Annotated in this window: 17 protein-coding genes and 3 tRNA genes; 10 read left to right on the plus strand and 10 right to left on the minus strand. The window is 51.7% G+C overall.

Features of this window, described 5'->3' with window-relative positions:
* Positions 1 to 10 precede the first annotated feature (10 nt).
* The 8 genes from IDM48_RS04935 to bcp form a co-directional block, all read right to left on the minus strand.
* On the minus strand, positions 11 to 658 hold the full coding sequence (locus tag IDM48_RS04935) for an MBL fold metallo-hydrolase (protein ID WP_190618351.1): 648 nt from the start codon (positions 656 to 658) through the stop codon (positions 11 to 13).
* 9 nt (positions 659 to 667) lie between these two features.
* Positions 668 to 1,759, minus strand: a complete 1,092-nt coding sequence (locus tag IDM48_RS04940; protein WP_190618353.1) for an S-(hydroxymethyl)mycothiol dehydrogenase — start codon at positions 1,757 to 1,759, stop codon at positions 668 to 670.
* Positions 1,760 to 1,855: 96 nt separating this feature from the next.
* A complete protein-coding gene (locus IDM48_RS04945) occupies positions 1,856 to 2,644 on the minus strand; it encodes an alpha/beta fold hydrolase (protein ID WP_190618355.1) in 789 nt (262 codons plus the stop codon).
* An 85-nt stretch (positions 2,645 to 2,729) separates the two neighbouring features.
* Positions 2,730 to 3,833, minus strand: a complete 1,104-nt coding sequence (locus IDM48_RS04950; RefSeq protein WP_190618357.1) for a YihY/virulence factor BrkB family protein — start codon at positions 3,831 to 3,833, stop codon at positions 2,730 to 2,732.
* 186 nt (positions 3,834 to 4,019) lie between these two features.
* Entirely contained in the window at positions 4,020 to 5,450 is a 1,431-nt protein-coding gene (locus IDM48_RS04955; protein ID WP_238398072.1) for a malate:quinone oxidoreductase, read from the minus strand.
* A gap of 190 nt (positions 5,451 to 5,640) precedes the next feature.
* A complete protein-coding gene (locus IDM48_RS04960) occupies positions 5,641 to 7,359 on the minus strand; it encodes an ABC transporter substrate-binding protein (RefSeq protein ID WP_190618359.1) in 1,719 nt (572 codons plus the stop codon).
* A gap of 128 nt (positions 7,360 to 7,487) precedes the next feature.
* Positions 7,488 to 7,572: transfer RNA gene (locus tag IDM48_RS04965), tRNA-Leu, on the minus strand.
* Between the two features lie 103 nt (positions 7,573 to 7,675).
* A complete protein-coding gene (bcp, locus tag IDM48_RS04970; RefSeq protein WP_068170401.1) occupies positions 7,676 to 8,155 on the minus strand; it encodes a thioredoxin-dependent thiol peroxidase in 480 nt (159 codons plus the stop codon).
* A gap of 170 nt (positions 8,156 to 8,325) precedes the next feature.
* Between bcp and IDM48_RS04975 the strand changes: the two genes are divergently transcribed.
* The 3 genes from IDM48_RS04975 (at position 8,326) to IDM48_RS04985 (ending at position 9,314) form a co-directional block, all read left to right on the plus strand.
* Positions 8,326 to 8,916 (plus strand): MarR family winged helix-turn-helix transcriptional regulator, encoded by a 591-nt coding sequence (locus tag IDM48_RS04975; RefSeq protein ID WP_190618361.1) that lies wholly within the window; start codon positions 8,326 to 8,328, stop codon positions 8,914 to 8,916.
* Positions 8,917 to 9,014: 98 nt separating this feature from the next.
* Positions 9,015 to 9,090, plus strand: a tRNA-Lys gene (locus tag IDM48_RS04980).
* Between the two features lie 148 nt (positions 9,091 to 9,238).
* Positions 9,239 to 9,314 (plus strand) — tRNA-Lys (locus IDM48_RS04985).
* A 66-nt stretch (positions 9,315 to 9,380) separates the two neighbouring features.
* On the opposite strand, the gene IDM48_RS04990 is transcribed toward IDM48_RS04985, so the two are convergent.
* Positions 9,381 to 9,845 (minus strand): hypothetical protein, encoded by a 465-nt coding sequence (locus IDM48_RS04990; protein ID WP_190618363.1) that lies wholly within the window; start codon positions 9,843 to 9,845, stop codon positions 9,381 to 9,383.
* Positions 9,846 to 10,280: 435 nt separating this feature from the next.
* Between IDM48_RS04990 and IDM48_RS04995 the strand changes: the two genes are divergently transcribed.
* The 5 genes from IDM48_RS04995 to metG all read left to right on the plus strand — a co-directional run bounded on the left by IDM48_RS04995 (position 10,281) and on the right by metG (position 17,095).
* Entirely contained in the window at positions 10,281 to 12,119 is a 1,839-nt protein-coding gene (locus IDM48_RS04995) for an acetolactate synthase large subunit (RefSeq protein WP_190618365.1), read from the plus strand.
* Complete coding sequence (ilvN, locus tag IDM48_RS05000; protein WP_068170274.1) at positions 12,119 to 12,628, plus strand: acetolactate synthase small subunit; 510 nt, start codon at positions 12,119 to 12,121, stop codon at positions 12,626 to 12,628. Before IDM48_RS04995 ends, ilvN begins: the two co-directional genes overlap by 1 nt.
* A 93-nt stretch (positions 12,629 to 12,721) precedes the next feature.
* Entirely contained in the window at positions 12,722 to 13,750 is a 1,029-nt protein-coding gene (gene ilvC / locus IDM48_RS05005) for a ketol-acid reductoisomerase (RefSeq protein ID WP_068170273.1), read from the plus strand.
* A 121-nt stretch (positions 13,751 to 13,871) separates the two neighbouring features.
* On the plus strand, positions 13,872 to 15,467 hold the full coding sequence (gene serA / locus IDM48_RS05010; protein WP_190618367.1) for a phosphoglycerate dehydrogenase: 1,596 nt from the start codon (positions 13,872 to 13,874) through the stop codon (positions 15,465 to 15,467).
* Between the two features lie 83 nt (positions 15,468 to 15,550).
* Positions 15,551 to 17,095, plus strand: a complete 1,545-nt coding sequence (metG, locus tag IDM48_RS05015) for a methionine--tRNA ligase (RefSeq protein ID WP_190618369.1) — start codon at positions 15,551 to 15,553, stop codon at positions 17,093 to 17,095.
* A gap of 103 nt (positions 17,096 to 17,198) precedes the next feature.
* Here the strand turns inward: metG and IDM48_RS05020 are convergent, their stop codons facing one another.
* Entirely contained in the window at positions 17,199 to 18,251 is a 1,053-nt protein-coding gene (locus IDM48_RS05020) for a hypothetical protein (protein WP_190618372.1), read from the minus strand.
* A 144-nt stretch (positions 18,252 to 18,395) separates the two neighbouring features.
* On the opposite strand from IDM48_RS05020, the gene IDM48_RS05025 reads away from it, so the two are divergent.
* Both IDM48_RS05025 and thrC read left to right on the plus strand, forming a co-directional pair.
* Positions 18,396 to 19,262: a hypothetical protein gene (locus IDM48_RS05025; RefSeq protein WP_190618374.1), complete on the plus strand. Its 867-nt coding sequence runs from the start codon at positions 18,396 to 18,398 to the stop codon at positions 19,260 to 19,262.
* A gap of 74 nt (positions 19,263 to 19,336) precedes the next feature.
* Positions 19,337 to 20,770 (plus strand): threonine synthase, encoded by a 1,434-nt coding sequence (gene thrC / locus IDM48_RS05030; protein ID WP_190618376.1) that lies wholly within the window; start codon positions 19,337 to 19,339, stop codon positions 20,768 to 20,770.
* Positions 20,771 to 20,776 lie beyond the last annotated feature (6 nt).

Genomic DNA, 20,776 nt, shown 5'->3' on the forward strand with positions numbered 1-20,776 from the left:
ACGCTGACGGTTAGTGACCGCGCTTGGTCCATTCTTCGACATCGCCGGCTTCTAGCCCGATTCCTGTTTCCTCACCATGACCGGTGAGAACCGCAGTGGAATCAGGCAACACCAGCAATTTTCCCGTAATCGAATTGAGGATAGTGGGGAAATCACTGAACGAGCGACCGGTTGCTCCGGGACCGCCCTGGAACAGCGTGTCTCCGCTGAAGACGACACCGTCAGAGTTCTCCCAGCTCAAATCTGGCGCGTAAAAACATACCGAGCCAGGGGAGTGACCGGGTGTCTCAAGCACTCGAAGTTCAGTATCACCAATGCTCAGAAGAGTTCCTTCGGCGAGATCTTCGTCAAAATCCCAGCTGGGGTACACCATTTCCCAGAGTTGCCGATCTGCTGAATTGAGGTAGACCGGTGCTTCAAAACGGTCTGCGGCTTCTTTGGCTGAACCAATGTGGTCATCATGGGCGTGGGTAAGCAGAATCTTTTCAACGTTTCGACCGTCCACTGCTTTCGAAATTTTATCGACGTCGTGAGCGGGATCTATGATAATCACCGATTTCTCGTTGCCTATAATCCAGACGTTATTTTCAACGTCCCAGGTTCCGCCATCGAGTGAAAAGGTTCCCGTCGTTACAACTTTTTCAATTTTTTCACTCATTGTTGTCTCCTAAAGTTCCACAACCGAACGAAGCACCTTGCCGGTCTTCATGGTCTCAAAGGCATCATTGACATCCTCGAGAGAAATTCGCTCGGTCACGAACTGATCGAGGGGCAAACGACCTAGTTGGTACTGGTCGACGAACATGGGGAAATCACGCGAAGGCAGAGTATCCCCATACCATGCTGATTTGATGGATCCCCCACGGCCGAAGACGTCGTCGAGGGGAATATCCCAGGAGGTACCGGGGGAGGGAACGCCCACCAGTACGACTCGTCCGGCGAGGTCACGGGCATAGAACGCCTGCTGGAAGGTCTCTTTGATGCCGACGGCGTCAATGACCAAGTCAGCGCCATAGCCATCGGTCAGTTCACGAATTTTCTCTACCGGATCGGTTGAGGTTGAGTTGATGGTATGGGTGGCGCCGAGATCCTTGGCGCGGGTGAGCTTAGTGTCGTCCACATCCACAGCGATGATGGTGGTAGCGCCCCCTAGTTTGGCACCGGCAATAGCTGCAACACCGACGCCGCCACAACCAATTACAGCAACCGATTCACCGCGTTTGAGCTCGCCGGTGTTGAGTACCGCCCCCACACCGGCGGTAATACCGCAACCTAGAAGACCAATTGCCGCATAATCTTTTTCGTCAATATCGGCATCAATCTTGGTGCACTGTCCACCAGCAACCAGGGTTTTCTCCGCAAAGGACCCAATTCCTAGAGCTGCTTCTAGTTCAGTGCCATCTTCAAGAGTCATTTTTTGAGTAGCATTATGGGTATTGAAGCAGTACTGCAACTGCCCTTTCTTACAGGCGCGGCATTCGCCGCATACCGCACGCCAGTTGAGGATGACGAGGTCACCGGGTTCTACGTGGGTGACACCTTCGCCCACTGACTCTACAACAGCGGTTGATTCATGGCCCAGCAGGTAGGGGAAGTTGTCTCCTACGCCGCCTTCGATGTAGTGGTGGTCCGTTTGGCAGACGCCGCAGGATTTGACCTGAACGAGTACTTCACCGGGGCCGGGATCTGGAACATTGATTGTGGTAACGGTGGCAGGTTCATTCTTTGCCATAACGACTACTGCTTTAACCTGATGCATTAATCATCCTTTCATGGAGCAAACATAAAAATTGTTTTTCAATCGTATCTAATCCTCAGCATTCTGATAAGTTCAGTTCACGCGAAGAGGAATGATTTACGGCTCAAATTCTTGAATCCACTGCATCACGGCTTTCTTGAATATGCCGCTGGTGAGCGCATTAATGTGATCCCGTCCGGAGAGAATTTCTCTGCGGTGGGGGACATCAGTTATCTCTAGTGCCTCATACAGCCAATCTCCGTTTCCAGAGACTGTATCTGCTGTGCCACCCACAACAAGGGTCGGGACTTTGGGGTGATGCTGGGCAGGGTCAAATTCGCCTTCGTGGGGTGCTGAGACGAACTGCAATAGCCCCTCGGTGGTGATGGGCGATTGGTCAATGAGTTGGCGAAAAACGGTGTCAATCGCTTCATGCTGACGTCCGCTGAGGTAATTCTTTAAGTCCTCGATATGGTTTTTTTGGGGGAACCCAGCCACGGTGACAGTTCTGACGTTCTCGGGGTGATTAATGGCAAATTCCCAAGCGATACGAGCCCCTGCTGAGAACCCCACCACATGCAGGGGATGCCCGACTTGTTGACTCAACCGAAAAAGAGCACCTTCAACTGCGGCTGTATACGTTTTACCTTTGGCGGGGAGCGCAGACTTTTCGAAGCCCTGCGCGGTGCTGGCTGACCGCGCGTCGTCCCGCAAAAAGTCCTGCCCATGGTACGGCAAACCCACGGTGATGCAGTGCAAACCCTGAGCTTGTAACTTGCGAATCCAACCGGTCTTGATCCAGACCTGCTCGGCGGTTGCGGCAAATCCGTGAATCAGGACGACAATCGGAGCGCCCTGCTGGGGCGAAGGATAGCTGGTGTACTCCACAGGAGGAAACGTAGTCATGTTCCCAACTCTAATAGAAAAGGTGGGCTCCCCGGCTAGGGGGAACCCACCTCATCTGGTTAAAGACCTGATAGAAAAGAACTGTTTACTTTTCAGAATCTTCTAAATCTTTTGCCTTTTGCTCAAAGTCAACACCGTTATTCTTCAAGCGGATGGCGCGTGCTTCTTCAACCAGCTTGTCCTGCTTTTCGATGTTCTTCAAAGCCATGGTGTCTGAGCGAGGCTCTAAGGTAAGAGTTTCTTCAGCACGGATACCTGCGCGAAGTTCACGGATACGCTCAATTTCGGCATCAATCTGTGCACCGAAGAGCAAGACATTGTTCATAATCCAGAGGAAGAGTAACAGAACGATGACGCCGCCGATCATTCCGTAGGTGGCATTGTATTTGCCAAAGTTGGTCACGTAGAAAGTGAAGCCAACTCCTGCAATACCCATGGTAATCAAAGCAATAAGTGCGCCGGGGGAGAGCCAGTGGAACTTAGGCTGCTTGATATTAGGAGTGCCGTAGTAGAGCAACGCGATGAGCGCTACCGCGATGACGAAGATAACGGGCCAGCGAACCCACAGCCATACCGCTGTAAAGCCCGAAAGATCGACGCCGGGAATGATGTTGTTGAGGAAATCAAGGGCTGATCCGCTGAGTAGCAGAACAAGCATCATCAGAACAACCAGCAGAACTAACCCTGCGGTGATCAGTAAATTCCAAGGGCGAAGTACCCAAATGGGGCGTCCTTCGGTGACTCGGTAGATCTTATTCATCGCACGACCAAAGGCACCCACGTAACCTGACGCGGTCCAGAGGGCACCCACGATACCGATAATTAGAGCAAGCCCTGCACCGCTACTGGAGGAGAGGTTTCGAATAGGTTCTTCCACCAGAGGCATGATGTCCTTGGGTGCAAAATCGCCGAGGAACTTAAGAATTGCGTTAGCGGTGGCGTCGCCCTGCCCAAACACACCTAAGGTTGAAACAATAGCCAGCAGCGCAGGGAAAATGGAGAGCACTGCAAAGTAGGTGAGGGCTGCAGCTAGGTCGGTGGAGCCGTCCGCCAAGAACTTATTAAAAGATCGTTTAAAAATGTAGCCCCAGTTTGAAGCTGAGACGCTGGAGAGCTTGTCTGATTTGCTCTGGGTAGATTCGTGATCCGTTTGAGCTCTCTTGACAGTTTGCTCATCAAGGGTTGCCATAAAATCCTCTTCATTAAGTACAGGAGCTGGTGAGTACTAAGTTAGCTTACCCTATGTATTCACCGTGAATTCTGAAGCGCGGGTAGAAGAATATCAATGATTTTATTTGGGAAAGAACAGGTCCGAAACGCTTCAGTGTTTCGGACCTGTCATGATGGGCTCTCAATGGAGTAGGTTCTCCAGCGCTTAGTTGTTGATTCCAAGTACACGAGCAGTGTGGCTCATGATTTCATCGGCAAGCTGGGGGTTATCGTTGAGCTTGGTTCCGAAGGCAGGGACCAATTCTTTAATACGGGGTTCCCAGGTGCTAAAGCGATCAGGGAAGCATTGCTGTACCAAGCGGAGCATGATGGGAACAGCAGTTGAAGCACCGGGGGAAGCACCCAAGAGAGCTGCAATAGAACCATCCGCAGAAGAGATGAGCTCAGTGCCGAACTGGAGCACACCGCCCTTTTGGGCGTCTTTCTTCATGACCTGCACGCGCTGACCGGCGGTGATGAGCTCCCAATCTCCGCCCACTGCCTCGGGGTAATATTCGCGCAGAGAACGCACCCGTGACTCTTGATTCTTCAACAACTCACCGATGAGGTACTTGGTGAGGTCCATGTTGTCCAAGCCAGCCTTCATCATGGGGTAGAGGTTGTCCAGGCGTAGCGAGCGGGGTAGGTCAAGCAAGGAACCCTGCTTGAGGAAGTTCGTTTTGAAACCGGCGTAGGGGCCGAACAATAGGGAGCGCTTGCCGTTAACGTAGCGGGTGTCGAGGTGCGGTACGGACATGGGAGGTGCGCCCACAGATGCCTGACCGTAGACCTTGGCGTTGTGCAGATCTGCCGTTGCTTCGTTGGTGTTGCGTAGGAAAAGACCGGATACAGGGAACCCGCCAAATCCTTTTCCCTCTTTGATGCCTGACTTCTGAAGTAGATGGAGAGCGCCACCACCGGCACCGAGGAAGAGGAACTTCGCACGAATCTTGGAAGAATCACCTTTACGCAAACGGTTCTGTACGTTGATAGTCCAGGACTTATCGCTTTCCTGGGTGACGTTGGTGACTTCCTGACCGTAGCGCACCTCGATGCCCTGCGATACAAGGTAGTTCACGAGATTCTGGGTAAGTGCACCGAAATCCACGTCGGTACCCTCGGGCGACCAGCTGGCAGCTACAGGAACTGAAGGGTCGCGACCTTCCATCGTCAGTGGAGCCCACTGGCGAATTTGCTCAGGGTCGGTGGAAAACTGCATACGCTCAAATAACTTTTCTGCTTTAAACGCTTCATTGCGTGCAGCGAGGTACTTTGAGTGCGCATCGCCAAATACTAAGGACATATGCGGAACGGGGTTAATCCACTGTGCGTCTTTGAGTTTTTTCTCTTCAACCAAAGTTGCCCAAAATTGGCGGGATACCTGGAACTGCTCGTTAATGCCCAAGGCTTTGGATGTGCTGACAGTGCCATCTGTTGCGGCAGGAGCATAGTTCAGCTCGCACAGAGCGGAGTGTCCGGTACCGGCGTTGTTCCAGGGATTAGACGATTCCTGGGCGACCTGATCGAGGCGTTCCAGGAGCACAATATTCCAGGAAGGTTCTAGTTCTTTGAGCAACACACCCAGTGTCGCGCTCATGATGCCGCCACCTACAAGGACGACGTCGGTGGTTTCGTAGTTAGCCACGCTAAACTCCCATAATTTCGTCTGCGGCGCCATCAGGCACCGATGTTGCGTGATTCAGCACGCCTTTATTTTTAGACTAACTCGTTCTGTGGCGTGGAGGAAATAACAGGCAGACTTATGAAGCTCGATTTTTGGATATCGCTTAGGGTTTGACGTTTGCTAAGGCAAATTCTGAGACCGCGGTAGCACTCAGCGGGTAGTAGTTAACGCGCTGGCCCAAAGCTACTGCGGATACGGGATAGCACAGCGGAAAAGCGGGCATGAGCTGGGCAACCTTCAGATTGATGGCTGTGTAAGCTTCTTTCCGTTCCTGGTCATCAATCAACTGGTCAGCGTTGCGAATCGCTTCGAGTATTTCGCGGTAGCTCACTACCAGCTCTTCCCGGTCTTTTTCTGCTGCTGAGGGTGTGGGTACAGGCAAGGGGCTAGCTTCAACATCGACATCGGGTGCCACTGCTTTAGTCTTCTCTGCCTGAGAAATAATTTCCGACGTCGGAGCCAGTACGCGCGAGAGGAAGGCATTGGGGTCGCGGTAGGAGCCAACAAACCCAGTCAGTGCTAAACCTCGTGTTTCGCTGGGTTTGCTGATGATATCGAGATACCCATCGGTCCACGACACCGGTTTAGGCGTAATATTGATGCCTGCTTTGACAAGGTCAGCTGAGATGGATGCAAAAATAACTTCGGGTGAAATCATCCACGGCAGAGAAACATCGGTGGGGTAGTAGAACTCAATGGCCTCGCCCTTGTAGCCTGCCTCTTTCAGGCGGTCTGCAGTGATATCGGTTTTATGCGTGTAATACGCCGAGGTGTCTTCGTTCTTCATCATGAACAAGGACGGCAGAAAATCTACTGCAACGTTTGTACCCTGGGGGAAATACTTCTTGACCAAGAAATTTCGGTCGACGGCGTGAGCGATGGCTGAGCGCATTTCCCGGCTAGAGAGAATCTTGTTTTGCAGGTTAAAGCTGATGTAGCAGATGGAGTAGGGGTCTCTTGGCTGGGTGAGTTTGCCGTGGCGGGCTAGTTCTACGTAGTTATCTCCACCTACCAGGTCGTAGCCGTCTACTTCGTCGTTCAGCATTGCCACAAAACGTTTTTCCGCATCGGGGATGGCGGTGAAGATAATACGTTCTACGGTGGGTTTGTCGCCCCTAAATCCGGTGTAGTAGTCGAGCTGGGCGGCGCGGCCATCCCACGAGGTCATGGTATAAGCGCCGGTGCCCACAGGAAATTTTTTGAGCGAGAGATTTTTGGTGAGGGCAGATGGCGCGCAGATGCCGAATGCTGGCTGAGTGAGTGCACGGAGGAAAGAAGCCGATGGGCGGGAGAGAGTGAAGATTACTTTCCCCTCGTGTTCCTGGCAATCGGTGACTAGCGGTGTTTTGCCATCCTTGGAATTGAGAGAGCTCAGTATTTGCAGATATTCGATGTGGGAGTTTGATGCGGTGTCCTGGGAGACAGAGACCCATCGCTGGTAATTTTTGACGACTGCAGCGGCATTGAAATCTGTGCCGTCCTGAAACTTCACTCCAGAGACCAGCGTGAAAGTGTAGGTGCGGTAATCGTCTGAAACAGACCAGTCAGAGGCAAGTGAAGCTTCGGGTTCACCGGTGTTGATGTTCGCACGCACGAGCGGTTCTAAAATTTGCGCGGAAATTCGCGCTGTTTCTAAGGTGCCCGAGGTTCCGACGTCCAGACTGGATGTTTCTGCGGCATTAGCAAAACGGAAGGTTACCGGATGGGCAGATGTAGGGCTATCGGCGGAGGAATTTTCGGAGGAGCAGGCGCTCAAACTGATTCCTGCGGTGAGGAGACCGCTTAGCTGCAACATACGACGCCGCGTAAAATGCTGACCCAATTTTTTCACCTTTCAGGCATGATCGGCTTGGTGCACTGTTCCACCGATGATGAGAGCGGAAAAATCTGCATACTTCATTGTATATAAAGCAAAAGAGCCCATCCGCTCTGGATGGGCTCTTCAAAACTTGGTGCGCAAGGAGGGACTTGAACCCTCACGCCGTAAGGCACAGGAACCTAAATCCTGCGTGTCTGCCAATTTCACCACTCGCGCATTTCTTCGGGCGAAACCGAAGTACCTAAGAGATACTACAGCATAGCTAGAGACTCTTCAAACCCGAAGACGAGATAGTTTGCACATGGTCGAAGAACTGAATCTAGCGTGGATCAATTGCTAAATCTTTGCGCAGCTTAGATACATGACCTTTGGCGCGCACATTGTACTGAGCTAGTTCTATATCACTGTTTTCATCGATGACGAATGTGGATCGGATAAGCCCCACATAAGTCTTACCGTAGTTCTTTTTCTCGCCCCACGCGCCGTATGCTTCGGCAACGCTGTGATCTTCATCGGAAAGTAGCGGGAAATTGAGGTCATTCTCTGTTCGAAATTTTTCCAGGGCTGCGGGGGCATCTGGTGATATGCCTAAAATTTGATAGCCGTGGGATGCTAACGAGGCAATATTATCTCGGAAATCACAGGCTTGAGTGGTGCAGCCGGGAGTGGAAGCTTTGGGGTAAAAATAAAGAATTACCTTCTGTCCCTTGAACTGACTGAGGGTATGAAGTTTGTTTTCGGCATCATAGAGGGAAAAATCGGGGGCGGGAGTGCCTGGGGTTAGGTGCGTCATTAACATTTCTCCATCGAGAACAGGTTGCATATCGAGACTTATTTTATCGATTGATTTCTCGCGCGCCCATATATTTTTTCTCCAGAGCCCCTCTGATTGTCGTGAAAAACATAAATTTTGAATAAAAAAGCTCCGCTTGCTTACTATTTTTAGTTGTGTGTCCTTATAATGTTGCCATGCCTGATATTGGTAATTGGTCAATAAATCGTTTGTTATCTACTGCAGCACGAATGCTGGAGCATAGCTGGAATAACCAGCTGAAAGAACTCGGTCTCACACATGCGGGTGTCACCGCTTTGGGAGTTATTTCCAAGGCAGGGACCATTTCGCAGGTGAATGTGGCGTCTATTGTGGGCGTTCAAGCACAGACAATGGGCAAAACTCTTGCCCGGTTGGAATCTTACGGTCACATTTATCGAACCCGCAATACCGTAGATCGACGGAGTTATCTCTTGGGGATTACTCCCCAAGGTAAGGAGGTCTTGGAGCGAGCGGAGAATATCGACACCACGCTGGCGGGGACGGCAGGGCTTGCCGACCCTAAGTTTCGCGAGATGTTGCTCAATATTGTGCACGAGCTGTCGAGGCAGGAAGGCGCGAATGCCATTTTGCGAGACGAGCGCAATACTGCTTTAAAGTCAACCGGTCTTGATTCTGAGGGATCTGAAGTCCAGATGGAACCTAAGGATGGTCCCATCACTGCAGTTCTTGATGTGATTACCCCAGAGATGCTAGCGTCGGCTCGGGCAAGCAACTTTGAAGAATAAACCCGGAAACCTGTGGCCTTGGCAACATAGAATGATTCTGAGTTGCCAAGACTAAAATACCTGTGTAGAGTATCTATTCGTTGCAAGACAACAGGCAAGCGCCTCTAGCTCAATTGGCAGAGCAATTGACTCTTAATCAATGGGTTCTCGGTTCAAGTCCGAGGGGGCGCACCACATAAAAAACCGGTTCGAAAGAACCGGTTTTTTTGTATTTTCTACTCTTTGATGAAGTTAATTCATGTGATGCATCTTGCATGAATTCAATTTGCGCTGTAGCGCATGTTCTCTGTATAGTTTTTATTCGTTGCAAGGCAACAGGTAAGCGCCTCTAGCTCAATTGGCAGAGCAATTGACTCTTAATCAATGGGTTCTCGGTTCAAGTCCGAGGGGGCGCACCACATAAAAAAGACCGGTTCGAAAGAACCGGTCTTTTTTATGCAAATTTTCTTTACCCTATGACCGCATTAGTCTTCAAACGGTTCTAGCCATGAAGTTTCGAGAAATTTGAAGAAATCTTCAAGATCTAGGCGCTGGTCGAGGATGCCCGAACCCGCCGGCGTCGTAACCTCCATTTTTTCTTGAAAGCGAAGAAAGAACGATGTGCCGTTGGTCGATTCCAAACCTAAGCTGCGGGGCCCAACTGCATAGGCTCGCAACGCATTGGTGTTATCAATCGACGTGGGGGAGCCTGCGGCAGAGACGGCTGGAAGTTCAACCGGGGCAACAATAACTTCTTGGGGAAGTTCCCGGTAGCCAATGAGGAAATGGTTTTGCTCGGGCTTCTGCCCGGCGGCGATATCTGGATTTCGATAGATAGCCGACCCTGTGGCAAAGACGAGGTTGTAGGCGCCGTAATTGATAATTTGGGTGTCAAAAACGGGGTGGAGGGACTTCCCGACCTCTTCGCTAGTGAGTAATGGCTCGTTCATGGGTGCCAGTCTACCTTTTGGAATAAGAAGCCCAACGACTATTACGCCGCGAGAACATATGACGTCACCTCGTCCTCATATCCTGGCTGCAAAATAAAGTTTGCGCAGATCAGAGCAATGACTTTCTGAAAAATGAACATCGGGTGTACTACACCTGGTCAATCTTGAACTGTGAGACACCTTTGACACTTGTGGCGTGCCCCACCAGTATTAAAACTATGAAAATGCTAGTTGCTACTCACCAAATCATTAACCTTCTAGTGATTGCCTAGGGGCGCCTAGAGGTCATTTTTGATGCCAACTTGCGCACCCCTTCGCTCCCCAGAGTAAAGGGGTTTTTTATTATCTAAATAACCGAAGACCCGAGAAACAGTAGAAGAAAACCAAACCTTTGCTATGGGTTCAACGCTCATGGCCAACCCCAGAGGAACGTGTATGACCACGGGAAACTCCACTTCTCCCCACGAATCAAGTTCGTCGCAGCCTAGCAACCAGCAGGAAACCATTACAGCAGGTTCAGCAGAACCCATCCGAATGACAGGTTCGCAGGCGATTGTGCGCTCGCTGGAGCTGTTGGGCGTCACCGATATTTTTGGTCTACCGGGCGGGGCGATTCTTCCTACCTATGATCCACTGTTTGATTCGGAAAAATTGAACCATATTCTCGTACGCCATGAGCAAGGAGCGGGTCACGCCGCCCAGGGATACGCTATTGCAACGGGCAACGTCGGCGTTTGCATAGCGACATCGGGTCCCGGTGCTACAAACCTGTTGACTCCCTTGGCAGATGCCAACATGGACTCTGTTCCGATGGTTGCGATTACGGGACAGGTTGCATCTTCAGTCATCGGTACCGATGCTTTCCAGGAAGCTGACATTGTGGGTATGACTATGCCCATCACCAAACATTCTTTTATGGTGCGCGATGCACAAGAAATCCCACGTTGCATAGCAACTGCCTTCCATATTGCGCGCACCGGACGCCCCGGTCCCGTCTTGGTCGATATCACCAAGGATGCGCAGCAGGGCATGATGGATTTCACCTGGCCGCCGAAGACTGAAGTACGAGGGTATAAGCCCGTTACCCAGGGACATATCAAGCAGATTCGTGAGGCCGCACGTCTGATTGCAGAAGCGCAACGTCCGGTTTTCTACGTGGGCGGCGGTCTGACTAAGGCAAATGCTTCTGAAGAATTGATGAGCTTGGCAGAAACGATTAAGGCTCCAGTCGTTACTACCTTGACGGCCCGAGGTGCTTTCCCCGACTCCCACGAACAAAATCTTGGCATGCCAGGCATGCACGGCACCGTACCTGCAGTAACAGCCCTACAGAAATCAGATTTGCTGATTACTCTGGGAGCCCGATTTGATGACCGTGTGACCGGCGTCCTAGATTCGTTTGCGCCCGGCGCCAAGGTCATCCACATCGATATTGACCCTGCGGAAATATCCAAGAACCGCTATGCGGACGTGCCCATCGTGGGGGACTTGAAAAACGTCCTGCCAGATTTGGCTGAAATCCTAGCCAAAGATTACAGCAACTCCTTACCCGATCTTTCCGGTTGGTGGACCTATCTCAATAAGATTCGAACGGACTACCCACTGGGCTATGTGAAAACCGAAGATGGGCTGGGTTCACCGCAATACGTTCTGGAAAGAATCTCTGCGTTAACCGGACCGGATGCCATTTATGTCTCCGGCGTGGGGCAGCACCAAATGTGGAGCGCGCACTTCATCAAACATGAGAAGCCCCGCCACTTCATCAACTCCGCAGGCCTTGGAACCATGGGGTATTCGGTACCTGCAGCAATGGGAGCCCAGGTAGGAGAACCAGAAAAAGTTGTATGGGCAATTGACGGTGATGGCTGCTTCCAGATGACCAACCAGGAGCTAGCAACCTGCGTACAAAACAACATCCCCATCAAGGTAGCGATTATCAATAACTCCTCGCTTGGAATGGTGCGCCAGTGGCAAAACCTGTTTTATGACGGACGGTACTCCAACACCCACCTGAAAACCGGGCACGGGACCGAACGAATCCCTGATTTCGTCAAACTTGCCGAAGCTTATGGCTGCGCGGCGTTACGTTGCGAATCGGACGACGACGTCGATGACACCATCCGCCAGGCGCTTGAGATCAATGACCGCCCGGTGGTTGTGGACTTCACCGTAAGCCCCGATGCGATGGTATGGCCAATGGTTCCCGCCGGTGTTTCAAACGACCTTATTCAAATTGCCAAGAACACCTCACCCGATTTTGGAGACGCCGCATAATGAACCGACACACTCTTTCAGTTCTGGTAGAAGATAAACCAGGTGTTCTCGCCCGCGTATCTGGTTTGTTCGCACGGCGTATGTTCAACATCGATTCGTTGGCGGTAGGTCCCACTGAAATTTCGGGTATCTCGCGCATCACCATCGTGTTGGACGCCGAGAAGCAGGTTCTTGAGCAGGTCACCAAACAGCTCAACAAGCTAATTCATGTGCTCAAAATAGTCGAACTCCCGGCAGAGACATCAGTTCAACGTGATCACATCATGATTAAGGTGCGAGCCGACGCTCAGGCGCGTTTGCAGGTGACTCAAGCGGCTGATTTGTTCCGCGCGTCCATCGTTGATGTTTCCCCCGAATCGGTGGTGATTGAAGCAACCGGTTCGGCAGAGAAGCTTGGTGCTCTGCTCGATGTACTGGCGCCCTTTGGCATCCGCGAAATTGTGCGTGCGGGAACCCTTGGGCTGTCCCGCGGCCCGCGGTCGATGAGCGAAAAGGCAACCCGCCACTAAAAAGTTTTGAGTGGGTAGAATACTTCACTCGATAAGATCTTCACCTTAAACAGAGGTGAACCGCTTTTCCACAAAAGAAGGAGTAACTGCATCATGGCAGCAACTATTTATTACAACGACGACGCCGATTTGGGCTTGCTCTCCGATCAGACAGTTGCAATCATCGGCTACGGCTCTCAGGGCCACGCCCACGCACTGAACTTGCGCGATTCTGGTATTGATGTTGTTGTAGGTCTCTCTGAAGGCTCAAAGTCCCGTGAAAAGGCCGAAGCCCAGGGTCTGCGCGTTGCAAGTGTTGCTGAAGCAGCTGAAGAAGCAGACATCATCATGATTCTGACACCTGACCAGGTTCAGGCAGAAGTCTTCAAGAATGAGATTGAGCCCCACCTGACCGAAGGTAACGCTCTGTTCTTCGCCCACGGTTTCAATATTCGTTTTGGTTACATCACAGCTCCTTCCGGCGTTGACGTAGCTATGGTTGCCCCCAAGGGCCCCGGCCATACCGTACGCCGTGAATTTGAAGCAGGACGCGGCGTGCCCGCCCTCGTTGCTGTTGAAGTAGACGCTTCGGGCAACGCCAAGAACCGTGCGCTCGCCTACGCAAAGGGCTTGGGCGCTACCCGCGCTGGCGTCATCGAAACCACCTTCACTGAGGAAACCGAATCGGATCTCTTCGGTGAGCAGGCTGTGCTATGCGGGGGTACCTCCCAACTGGTTCAGTACGGCTTTGAAACTCTTACTGAAGCGGGCTACCAGCCTGAAATCGCTTACTTTGAAGTTCTGCACGAGCTGAAGTTAATTGTTGATTTGATGATTGAAGGCGGCATTGCCAAGCAGCGCTGGTCTATTTCAGATACAGCAGAGTTCGGCGACTATGTATCCGGTCCCCGCGTGATTTCCCCAGAGGTCAAGGAGAACATGAAGGCTGTTCTCTCTGATATTCAGGATGGCACTTTTGCTAAGCGATTTATGGAAGATCAGGCTGCAGGTGGCACCGAATTCAAGAAATTGCGTGCCAAGGGCGAAGCTCATCCAATTGAAAAGACCGGTCGTGAACTGCGCAAGCTCTTCTCCTGGAACAAAGCTGAAGATGATTACACCGAAGGCAATGTTGCTCGCTAAATGTGCGTGCGCATAACTGCCGCTCAGCGGTGAGAAAACCGCCTTCGCGCGCATAGCCGAGGGCGGTTTTCATCCTCGCATCCTATTTCAAGACCCCCACCATCTAAGGAAACGTGTCACCGTGACGAACAAGCCTGTAGTACTCATCGCAGAAGAACTCTCACCCGCCACCGTCGAAGCTTTGGGGTCTGATTTCGAGATTAGACACTGCGACGGCGCCAACCGCTCCGAACTACTTTCCGCTTTGGCTGAGGCGGACGCCGTCATGATTCGTTCTGCCACCCAGCTCAATGGAGAAGCCATTGCCGCAGGCACTCGCCTGAAAGTCATTGCTCGCGCTGGGGTAGGGCTAGATAATGTTGATATTAAAGCTGCCACTGCAGCCGGCGTCATGGTGGTCAACGCTCCCACCTCAAACGTTATTTCGGCCGCTGAACTCACGGTAGCCCATATTTTGGGAATCGCTCGCAATGTAGCTCCTGCAGATGCCTCTATGAAACAGGGAGAGTGGAAGCGTTCAAGCTTTACCGGGGTGGAGCTCTATGAAAAGAAAATCGGCATTATCGGCTTGGGCAGAATCGGTGGATTGGTTGCCGAACGCCTCAAAGCCTTTGGCACAGAAATCATTGCTTATGATCCCTTTGTGACTTCCTCTCGTGCGGCATCCTTAGGAGCGAAACTAGTCGAGCTCGATGAGCTGATTTCTGAAGCAGATTTCATAACCATCCACATGCCGCGTACCCCTGAGACCGTGGGGATGATTAACGCCAAATCGTTCAAGAAGATGAAGAACAGTGCCTTTGTAGTGAACGTGGCGCGCGGTGGGTTGATTGATGAAGCTGATTTGGACGCGGCGCTACGCAGCGGCGAGATCGCAGGGGCGGCAATCGACGTCTTCGTCAAAGAGCCAGCAGAGAACGTGCCCTTTATCGAATTACCCAACGTGATCACCACCCCCCATCTGGGTGCATCCACAGCTGAGGCACAGGAAAAGGCCGGTATTTCGGTAGCCAAATCGGTGCGTTTGGCGTTGAGCGGGGATCTGGTTCCCGATGCCGTGAACGTCGCGGGCGGTGCTATCGATAAGGACGTACGACCTGGCGTTCCGTTAGCAGAAAATCTCGGTCGTATTCTGACCGCAATGACTCAGGGCGAGGCCATGACCCGCATCGAAGTCAAAGTGGTCGGTGAGATAGCTGATAAGGATATTTGGGCACTCAAACTTTCTGCGCTCAAAGGTGTGTTCACCGATATTGTTTCCGATAAGGTTTCCTACGTGAACGCTCCGGTTTTGGCTGAGCAGCGGGGCATCGACGTCGATTTGGCGACCAGCAGCGAAACGGAATATTTCCGTAACGAGACGATTCTTTCAGCCACGCTCAATAGCGGCAACACGATTTCAGTTGCGGGCACTGTAACCGGCCCCAAGCATATCCAAAAAATTACGAATGTGACTGGGTACGACCTCGAAATCCCCATCACGGACCATCTGCTGATTCTTGAGTACAAAGACAAACCCGGCATGATTGCGGCAATGTCCACGGTACTGGGAACCTCCTCCATCAACATTGCTGGAATGCAGGTATCCCGCCGGGACGATAAGAGCGCAGCCGTCGCCGTCTACGCCCTCGATTCGGCACCGAATGCCGAAGTGGTCGAATCGGTCAAACAAATTGTTGCAGCCGATCGCGCAGCCAGCGTGGATCTCTCTGAATAAACCAATCTGATCCCTCAGCTGAAATCCAGCATCGTCCCTGGCAAAATTCCCCAAAATCCCGCTACCGCGCTAAGGTTATACGTATGACATCAACCCCGTTTTACATCACTACTGCTATCGCGTACCCCAACGGCGACCCCCATATCGGTCACGCCTATGAACACATCGCAACCGATGTTATGGCGCGTTTCAAACGACTAGACGGCTATGACGTACGTTTTATGACCGGTACTGATGAACACGGGCAGAAAATGCAGACCACAGCAGAAAAGCTGGGCATGACGGCGAAGGAACTGGCAGATAAGAACGCTGCCCGATTTCGTGCCATGGACGATGCGCTGGATATCTCTTACGACCGCTACATTCGCACGACCGATGAAGATCATTACGCGGCTTCGCAGGCTATCTGGAAGCGCATGGAAGCTAACGGCGATATCTACCTCGATAAGTACGCCGGTTGGTACTCAGTGCGCGATGAAGCCTACTACGCAGAAGACGAGACCGAAGTTCGAGACGGTCAACGCTTTGCGATTTCCACCGGTACTGAAGTGACCTGGACCGAAGAAGAATCCTACTTCTTCCGCCTCTCTAAATACCAGGATCGCCTGCTTGCCCTCTACGAGCAGGAAGGCTTCCTCTTCCCCGAATCCCGCCGCAACGAAATCGCCTCTTTTGTGCGCGGGGGACTTAACGACCTCTCGATTTCTCGCACCACCTTTGACTGGGGTGTTCCCGTTCCCGGCAATGAGAAGCACGTGATGTACGTGTGGGTGGATGCCCTCACCAACTACATCACCGGTCTAGGTTTCCCCGACACCGACAGCGAGCTGTTCCAGAAGTACTGGCCCGTAGATGTACACATGATCGGTAAAGATATTTCTCGATTCCATGCTATCTACTGGCCCGCTTTCCTCTGGTCAGCAGGTTTGGAATTACCTCAGCGAATCTTTGCCCACGGTTTCCTCCTGGTCGACGGCGAAAAGATGTCCAAGTCGGTAGGCAACGTTGTCGACCCCGAAGATTTGGTGAGCTCCTTCGGACTGGATCCGCTACGTTTCTTCTTGCTTCGTGAAGTCTCTTTCGGGCAGGACGGCTCTTACTCCGCCGAAGGCATCAAAAACCGCATCAATTCAGATTTGGCGAACGACTTGGGCAACCTGGCGCAGCGCTCGCTATCTATGATTGCCAAGAATTGCGGGGGAGTAGTGCCCGAGCACGGCGAATTCACCGCTGAAGATCAAAAGATGCTTGACGACGCCGCAGCTCTGCTGGAACCCGTCCGCGTAGATTTCGATCAGCAAGCATTCCATAAAGCATTAGAGCGCATTTGGCATGTGATTGCAGATTGCAACCGCTACTTCACTGCCCAGGAACCGTGGAAGCTGAAAAAGACTGATGAAGAGCGAATGAAGACCGTTCTCTTTGTGACTGCTGAGACTATCCGTCAGGTGGCGCTGCTGGTTCAGCCGGTGATGCCTTCTTCAATGGGTAAGATGCTCGATTTGCTTGCTGTTGCAGACGATGACCGTCAGTTCTCATCCATGGATAAGACACTGACTCCCGGCACTGAATTACCGCAGCCGACGCCCGTATTCCCTCGCTATGAAGAGCCAAAAACGGATTCCTAAAATGTGTAAGGTATAGCCCGGTGGCTTTTCGCTTTGAACAGGCTACAAAGAAGTGCTCCCTCGACAGAGGGAGCACTTCTTTGTATTAAACGCCGCGGTATTCTTAAACGAACCAGCTTAGTTCGTTAATTTTTGCTTCTAACATGCGGGAGAGCGCTAAATATCCCCAGCCGTTGAGGTGGATGCCGTCTGATGCGTACAGTGTGCGTGGAATCTTGCCATTTTTAGCGTCTTCGGCATCGGTCTTTTTATCCCACACACCGGAACCGGATAAATCGCCATACCTCAGCCAGGTCTGCTGAGTATTTTCAATAATCCACTTCTCAGGATCAATGAATTTATCCCCAAAAGTTTTGGCAGCCCAGGCGTTATAGGAGATGACCTGCTTCGCTCGATTGGAATCAGATGCGTCGTCTTTATATCTAAAGTGGCCCATGACCAGTGATTTCTTCGGAGCCATGTCAAAACACTGTTGCGTGTTCTTACGAATGAGATCCTGCAAATTCAGATTATTTCGACCAATTTGAATAACGTGGTGGGAGGATTTGCTCACCAGATATTGTTGGGAAACAAAATCGGCGGCGCCCGTTTCATGCGGGGCATAGCGTGCTTTGCCCTCTTGGGAGCGTGTGAAAGTGTAGTATCCCTCTGAATTCCCCAGGGAGCTAATCACACCGGGAATATCCTGGATAAAACCGGGAAAATAGGTGGCGTTATTCCACGCAATTTTGGGGTTGGTGAGTTTCACCGTGATGGGTTCAGACGAGGCAGGAATAAGGTTCTTGGAAAACCCCAGAACCGTCTCATACCCTGCTACACCTCGACGCGCGGCGATATTGGTGGAGGATTCTCCACCGCGACCGAATTTGAGGACGGGTACCCCCAGATAGGCATTGAGGCGAACATCTAGGCGTGCATCCAAACCAGAGGGAACGTTTTCAGTCACCCGTGCGTCGTCAAAGGAAGAACTGCCCCAAAGCGCCAAGGAAGGTCCGGTAACTTCTGGGTAAGAAAAGTCTGCGGGGAATAGGGAAGCTGATTCTGCTTGGGCAGAGGTAACAGCTATGGCGCTGAGCCCTGCCGCCGCCGATCCAACTGCCGCCATGCGCATGAGGGAACGACGAGACGTACCGGTGAGAGGGTGTGGTTCTGGCATTCTCATCTTTCACGGTATGGGTTTGTCCACAGTTATGTAGATTATTTTCCTCCCACTATAGTTGAGACAAACCCTTCAGAGAACCACCGGAGCGTTAGTGTGAACCACACCCACCTTAGATCCCTATGTTTGGGGAGCAGTCTCTTGCTGTTATTGGGGGTGACAGCGTGCGCCCCCGCAGAAAATTTCGATAATCTTGAGCCCGAAAAAGCGTCCTCAAAACATCTTGACCAGCTTCAATCGTGGGCTCTACCCTCAACCGAAGCTGAGGACGCTCGTCGTGCCTTTGTGAGCCGCTGTGTGAGCGCACGAGGCGGCAAATATAGCGAAGCGCAGAAGGACTATTCGCTTCAAACATCGTTGCGCAACGGGGTAGATACAGACCAGCTCAAAGAACATGGTTATCTTCCTGCTCCCACCAAGGAGAAAAAGACCCCTACCTATGATGCTCGCGGTCTCAAAGCGTACACGGGGAATCCTGCCCACGGTACAAAATCTGTGCATTTTATGGAACTTGAGTCGGGTGAAATAGCAGTCGATGGTTGCTTTGCTGAAAGCCTGCAATATATCTACGGTTCGGTGGAAGACGGACTCAAAGTGGCAGTGTTAGCACCCCAAATACTGCAGTCGGTGGGTGAAAATGTTCGAGAAGACCCGGCATACAAAGAGGTAGAGAATTCTTGGGGCACCTGCATGAAAGACCACCTAGATACCGACTTCACCACTTTCGAATCGGCGTCTGATTACGCGCTTACCCTTCCGCAATCGCAAAGAGTAAAGGTTGCTCAAACCGACGCTGAATGCCGCGAATCTAATAATGTTGATTCACGCGTGCATGATATTGAAAACACCTATTTCGAGGCTGTTTATCAAAGAGTCAAGCGTTTTGCAGATGACTTTGAGAAGATTCAACAGCGATCTCAAGAAAACGTGGTGAAAGATCGCGAAAATCCACAAAAATCATCCCCTGTGGAACAAGCTCAGCCGACAGATGCCACATCGACTTCTTAGGTGCTGGCAGAGGGATAAAGCCCACATGGTGGGCGCAGATGCCCCTTCACCCCGACACAGGATAACCTAGGACTATGCAATACATCTCCACGCGCGATTCCTCGCAAACTCCGTTTTCTTTCTGCGATATTCTTCTTGCTGGTCTAGCTGCGGACGGCGGACTTTACCTGCCCGTTGAATACCCGGTGCTCAATGATGCACAACTGACGAAGTGGCGTTCTGTTCTGGAGCAGGAGGGCTATCACGCTCTTGCCGCTGAGGTATTGGAATTGTTCGTGGATGATATTCCCAAGAACGATCTCAAGGGTATTTGTGCGCGAGCCTATAACACGCCCAAATTTGCGCATGAAGATATTGTTCCGGTGAGCCAGTTGGAAGAGGGTATCTTTATTGCTCATCTTTCGGAAGGCCCCACCGCTGCGTTCAAAGATATGGCGATGCAGCTTTTGGGCGAGCTTTTTGAATATGAGCTTGAACGCCGCCAAGACACGCTGACCATTGTGGGCGCGACATCGGGTGATACGGGATCCTCTGCCGAATACGCGATGCGCGGTCGCGACGGAATTCGGGTGTTTATGCTGACTCCAAAAGACCGCATGACTCCTTTCCAGCAAGCTCAGATGTTTGGTCTGGACGATCCCAACATTTTCAATATTGCGCTCGATGGTATGTTCGATGATTGCCAGGACGTCGTCAAAGCGATTTCAGCAGATGCAGACTTCAAACGGGAGCACCGCATTGGTGCCGTTAACTCCATCAACTGGGCGAGACTGATGGCGCAGGTGGTCTACTACATTTCAACTTGGATTCGTACGACTGACTCGAACGATGAAAAAGTATCTTTCTGCGTTCCGACCGGCAATTTTGGCGATATCTGTGCAGGACATATTGCCCGGCAAATGGGTCTCCCGATTGACCGGCTGATTGTGGCAACCAATGAGAATGACGTGTTGGACGAATTCTTCAAGACGGGCGATTACCGAGTACGTAGCTCGGCGGATACCTTCGTGACGTCCAGCCCGTCGATGGATATTTCCCGCGCGTCCAACTTTGAACGCTTTGTTTTCGATGCACTGGGTCGCGACGCCGACCGCGTAAGCGAACTCTTTGGAGAGAAAGTCAAAACCGGTGGCTTTGACCTATCAGCGGACGACGTTTTCCCCACTCTGGCAGATCGCTACGGTTTCATGTCTGGAAAGTCGACTCACGCGGATCGCGTTCAGACAATTCGCGATTGCTCAGAAAAGAACGGGGTGCTGATTGACCCTCATACTGCTGATGGCGTGAAGGTAGCCCGCGATGTGCGTCACCAGGTGGATACGCCCATAGTGTGTTTGGAAACCGCTCTGCCGGTGAAATTCGCTGAGACCATCAACGAAGCTATCGGGAAAGACCCCGAGATTCCCTCTCGTTTTGCAGAGATTATGGATGCCGACCGTTTTGTGGTCGATATGCCCAATGATGCCGAAGCGGTAAAGAAATACATCGCTGAAAACGCAACCGTATAAACAATC

The organism is Rothia amarae (assembly GCF_014705945.2).
Lineage (GTDB): Bacteria > Actinomycetota > Actinomycetes > Actinomycetales > Micrococcaceae > Rothia > Rothia amarae.

Coding starts and splice junctions, on each gene's coding strand:
- IDM48_RS04935 (WP_190618351.1), bottom strand. CDS start 658: ATGAGTGAAAAAATTGAAAAAGTTGTAACGACGGGAACCTTTTCACTC.
- IDM48_RS04940 (WP_190618353.1), bottom strand. CDS start 1,759: ATGCATCAGGTTAAAGCAGTAGTCGTTATGGCAAAGAATGAACCTGCC.
- IDM48_RS04945 (WP_190618355.1), bottom strand. CDS start 2,644: ATGACTACGTTTCCTCCTGTGGAGTACACCAGCTATCCTTCGCCCCAG.
- IDM48_RS04950 (WP_190618357.1), bottom strand. CDS start 3,833: ATGGCAACCCTTGATGAGCAAACTGTCAAGAGAGCTCAAACGGATCAC.
- IDM48_RS04955 (WP_238398072.1), bottom strand. CDS start 5,450: ATGAGCGCGACACTGGGTGTGTTGCTCAAAGAACTAGAACCTTCCTGG.
- bcp (WP_068170401.1), bottom strand. CDS start 8,155: ATGTTAATGACGCACCTAACCCCAGGCACTCCCGCCCCCGATTTTTCC.
- IDM48_RS04975 (WP_190618361.1), top strand. CDS start 8,326: ATGCCTGATATTGGTAATTGGTCAATAAATCGTTTGTTATCTACTGCA.
- IDM48_RS04990 (WP_190618363.1), bottom strand. CDS start 9,845: ATGAACGAGCCATTACTCACTAGCGAAGAGGTCGGGAAGTCCCTCCAC.
- IDM48_RS04995 (WP_190618365.1), top strand. CDS start 10,281: ATGACCACGGGAAACTCCACTTCTCCCCACGAATCAAGTTCGTCGCAG.
- ilvN (WP_068170274.1), top strand. CDS start 12,119: ATGAACCGACACACTCTTTCAGTTCTGGTAGAAGATAAACCAGGTGTT.
- ilvC (WP_068170273.1), top strand. CDS start 12,722: ATGGCAGCAACTATTTATTACAACGACGACGCCGATTTGGGCTTGCTC.
- metG (WP_190618369.1), top strand. CDS start 15,551: ATGACATCAACCCCGTTTTACATCACTACTGCTATCGCGTACCCCAAC.
- IDM48_RS05020 (WP_190618372.1), bottom strand. CDS start 18,251: ATGCCAGAACCACACCCTCTCACCGGTACGTCTCGTCGTTCCCTCATG.
- thrC (WP_190618376.1), top strand. CDS start 19,337: ATGCAATACATCTCCACGCGCGATTCCTCGCAAACTCCGTTTTCTTTC.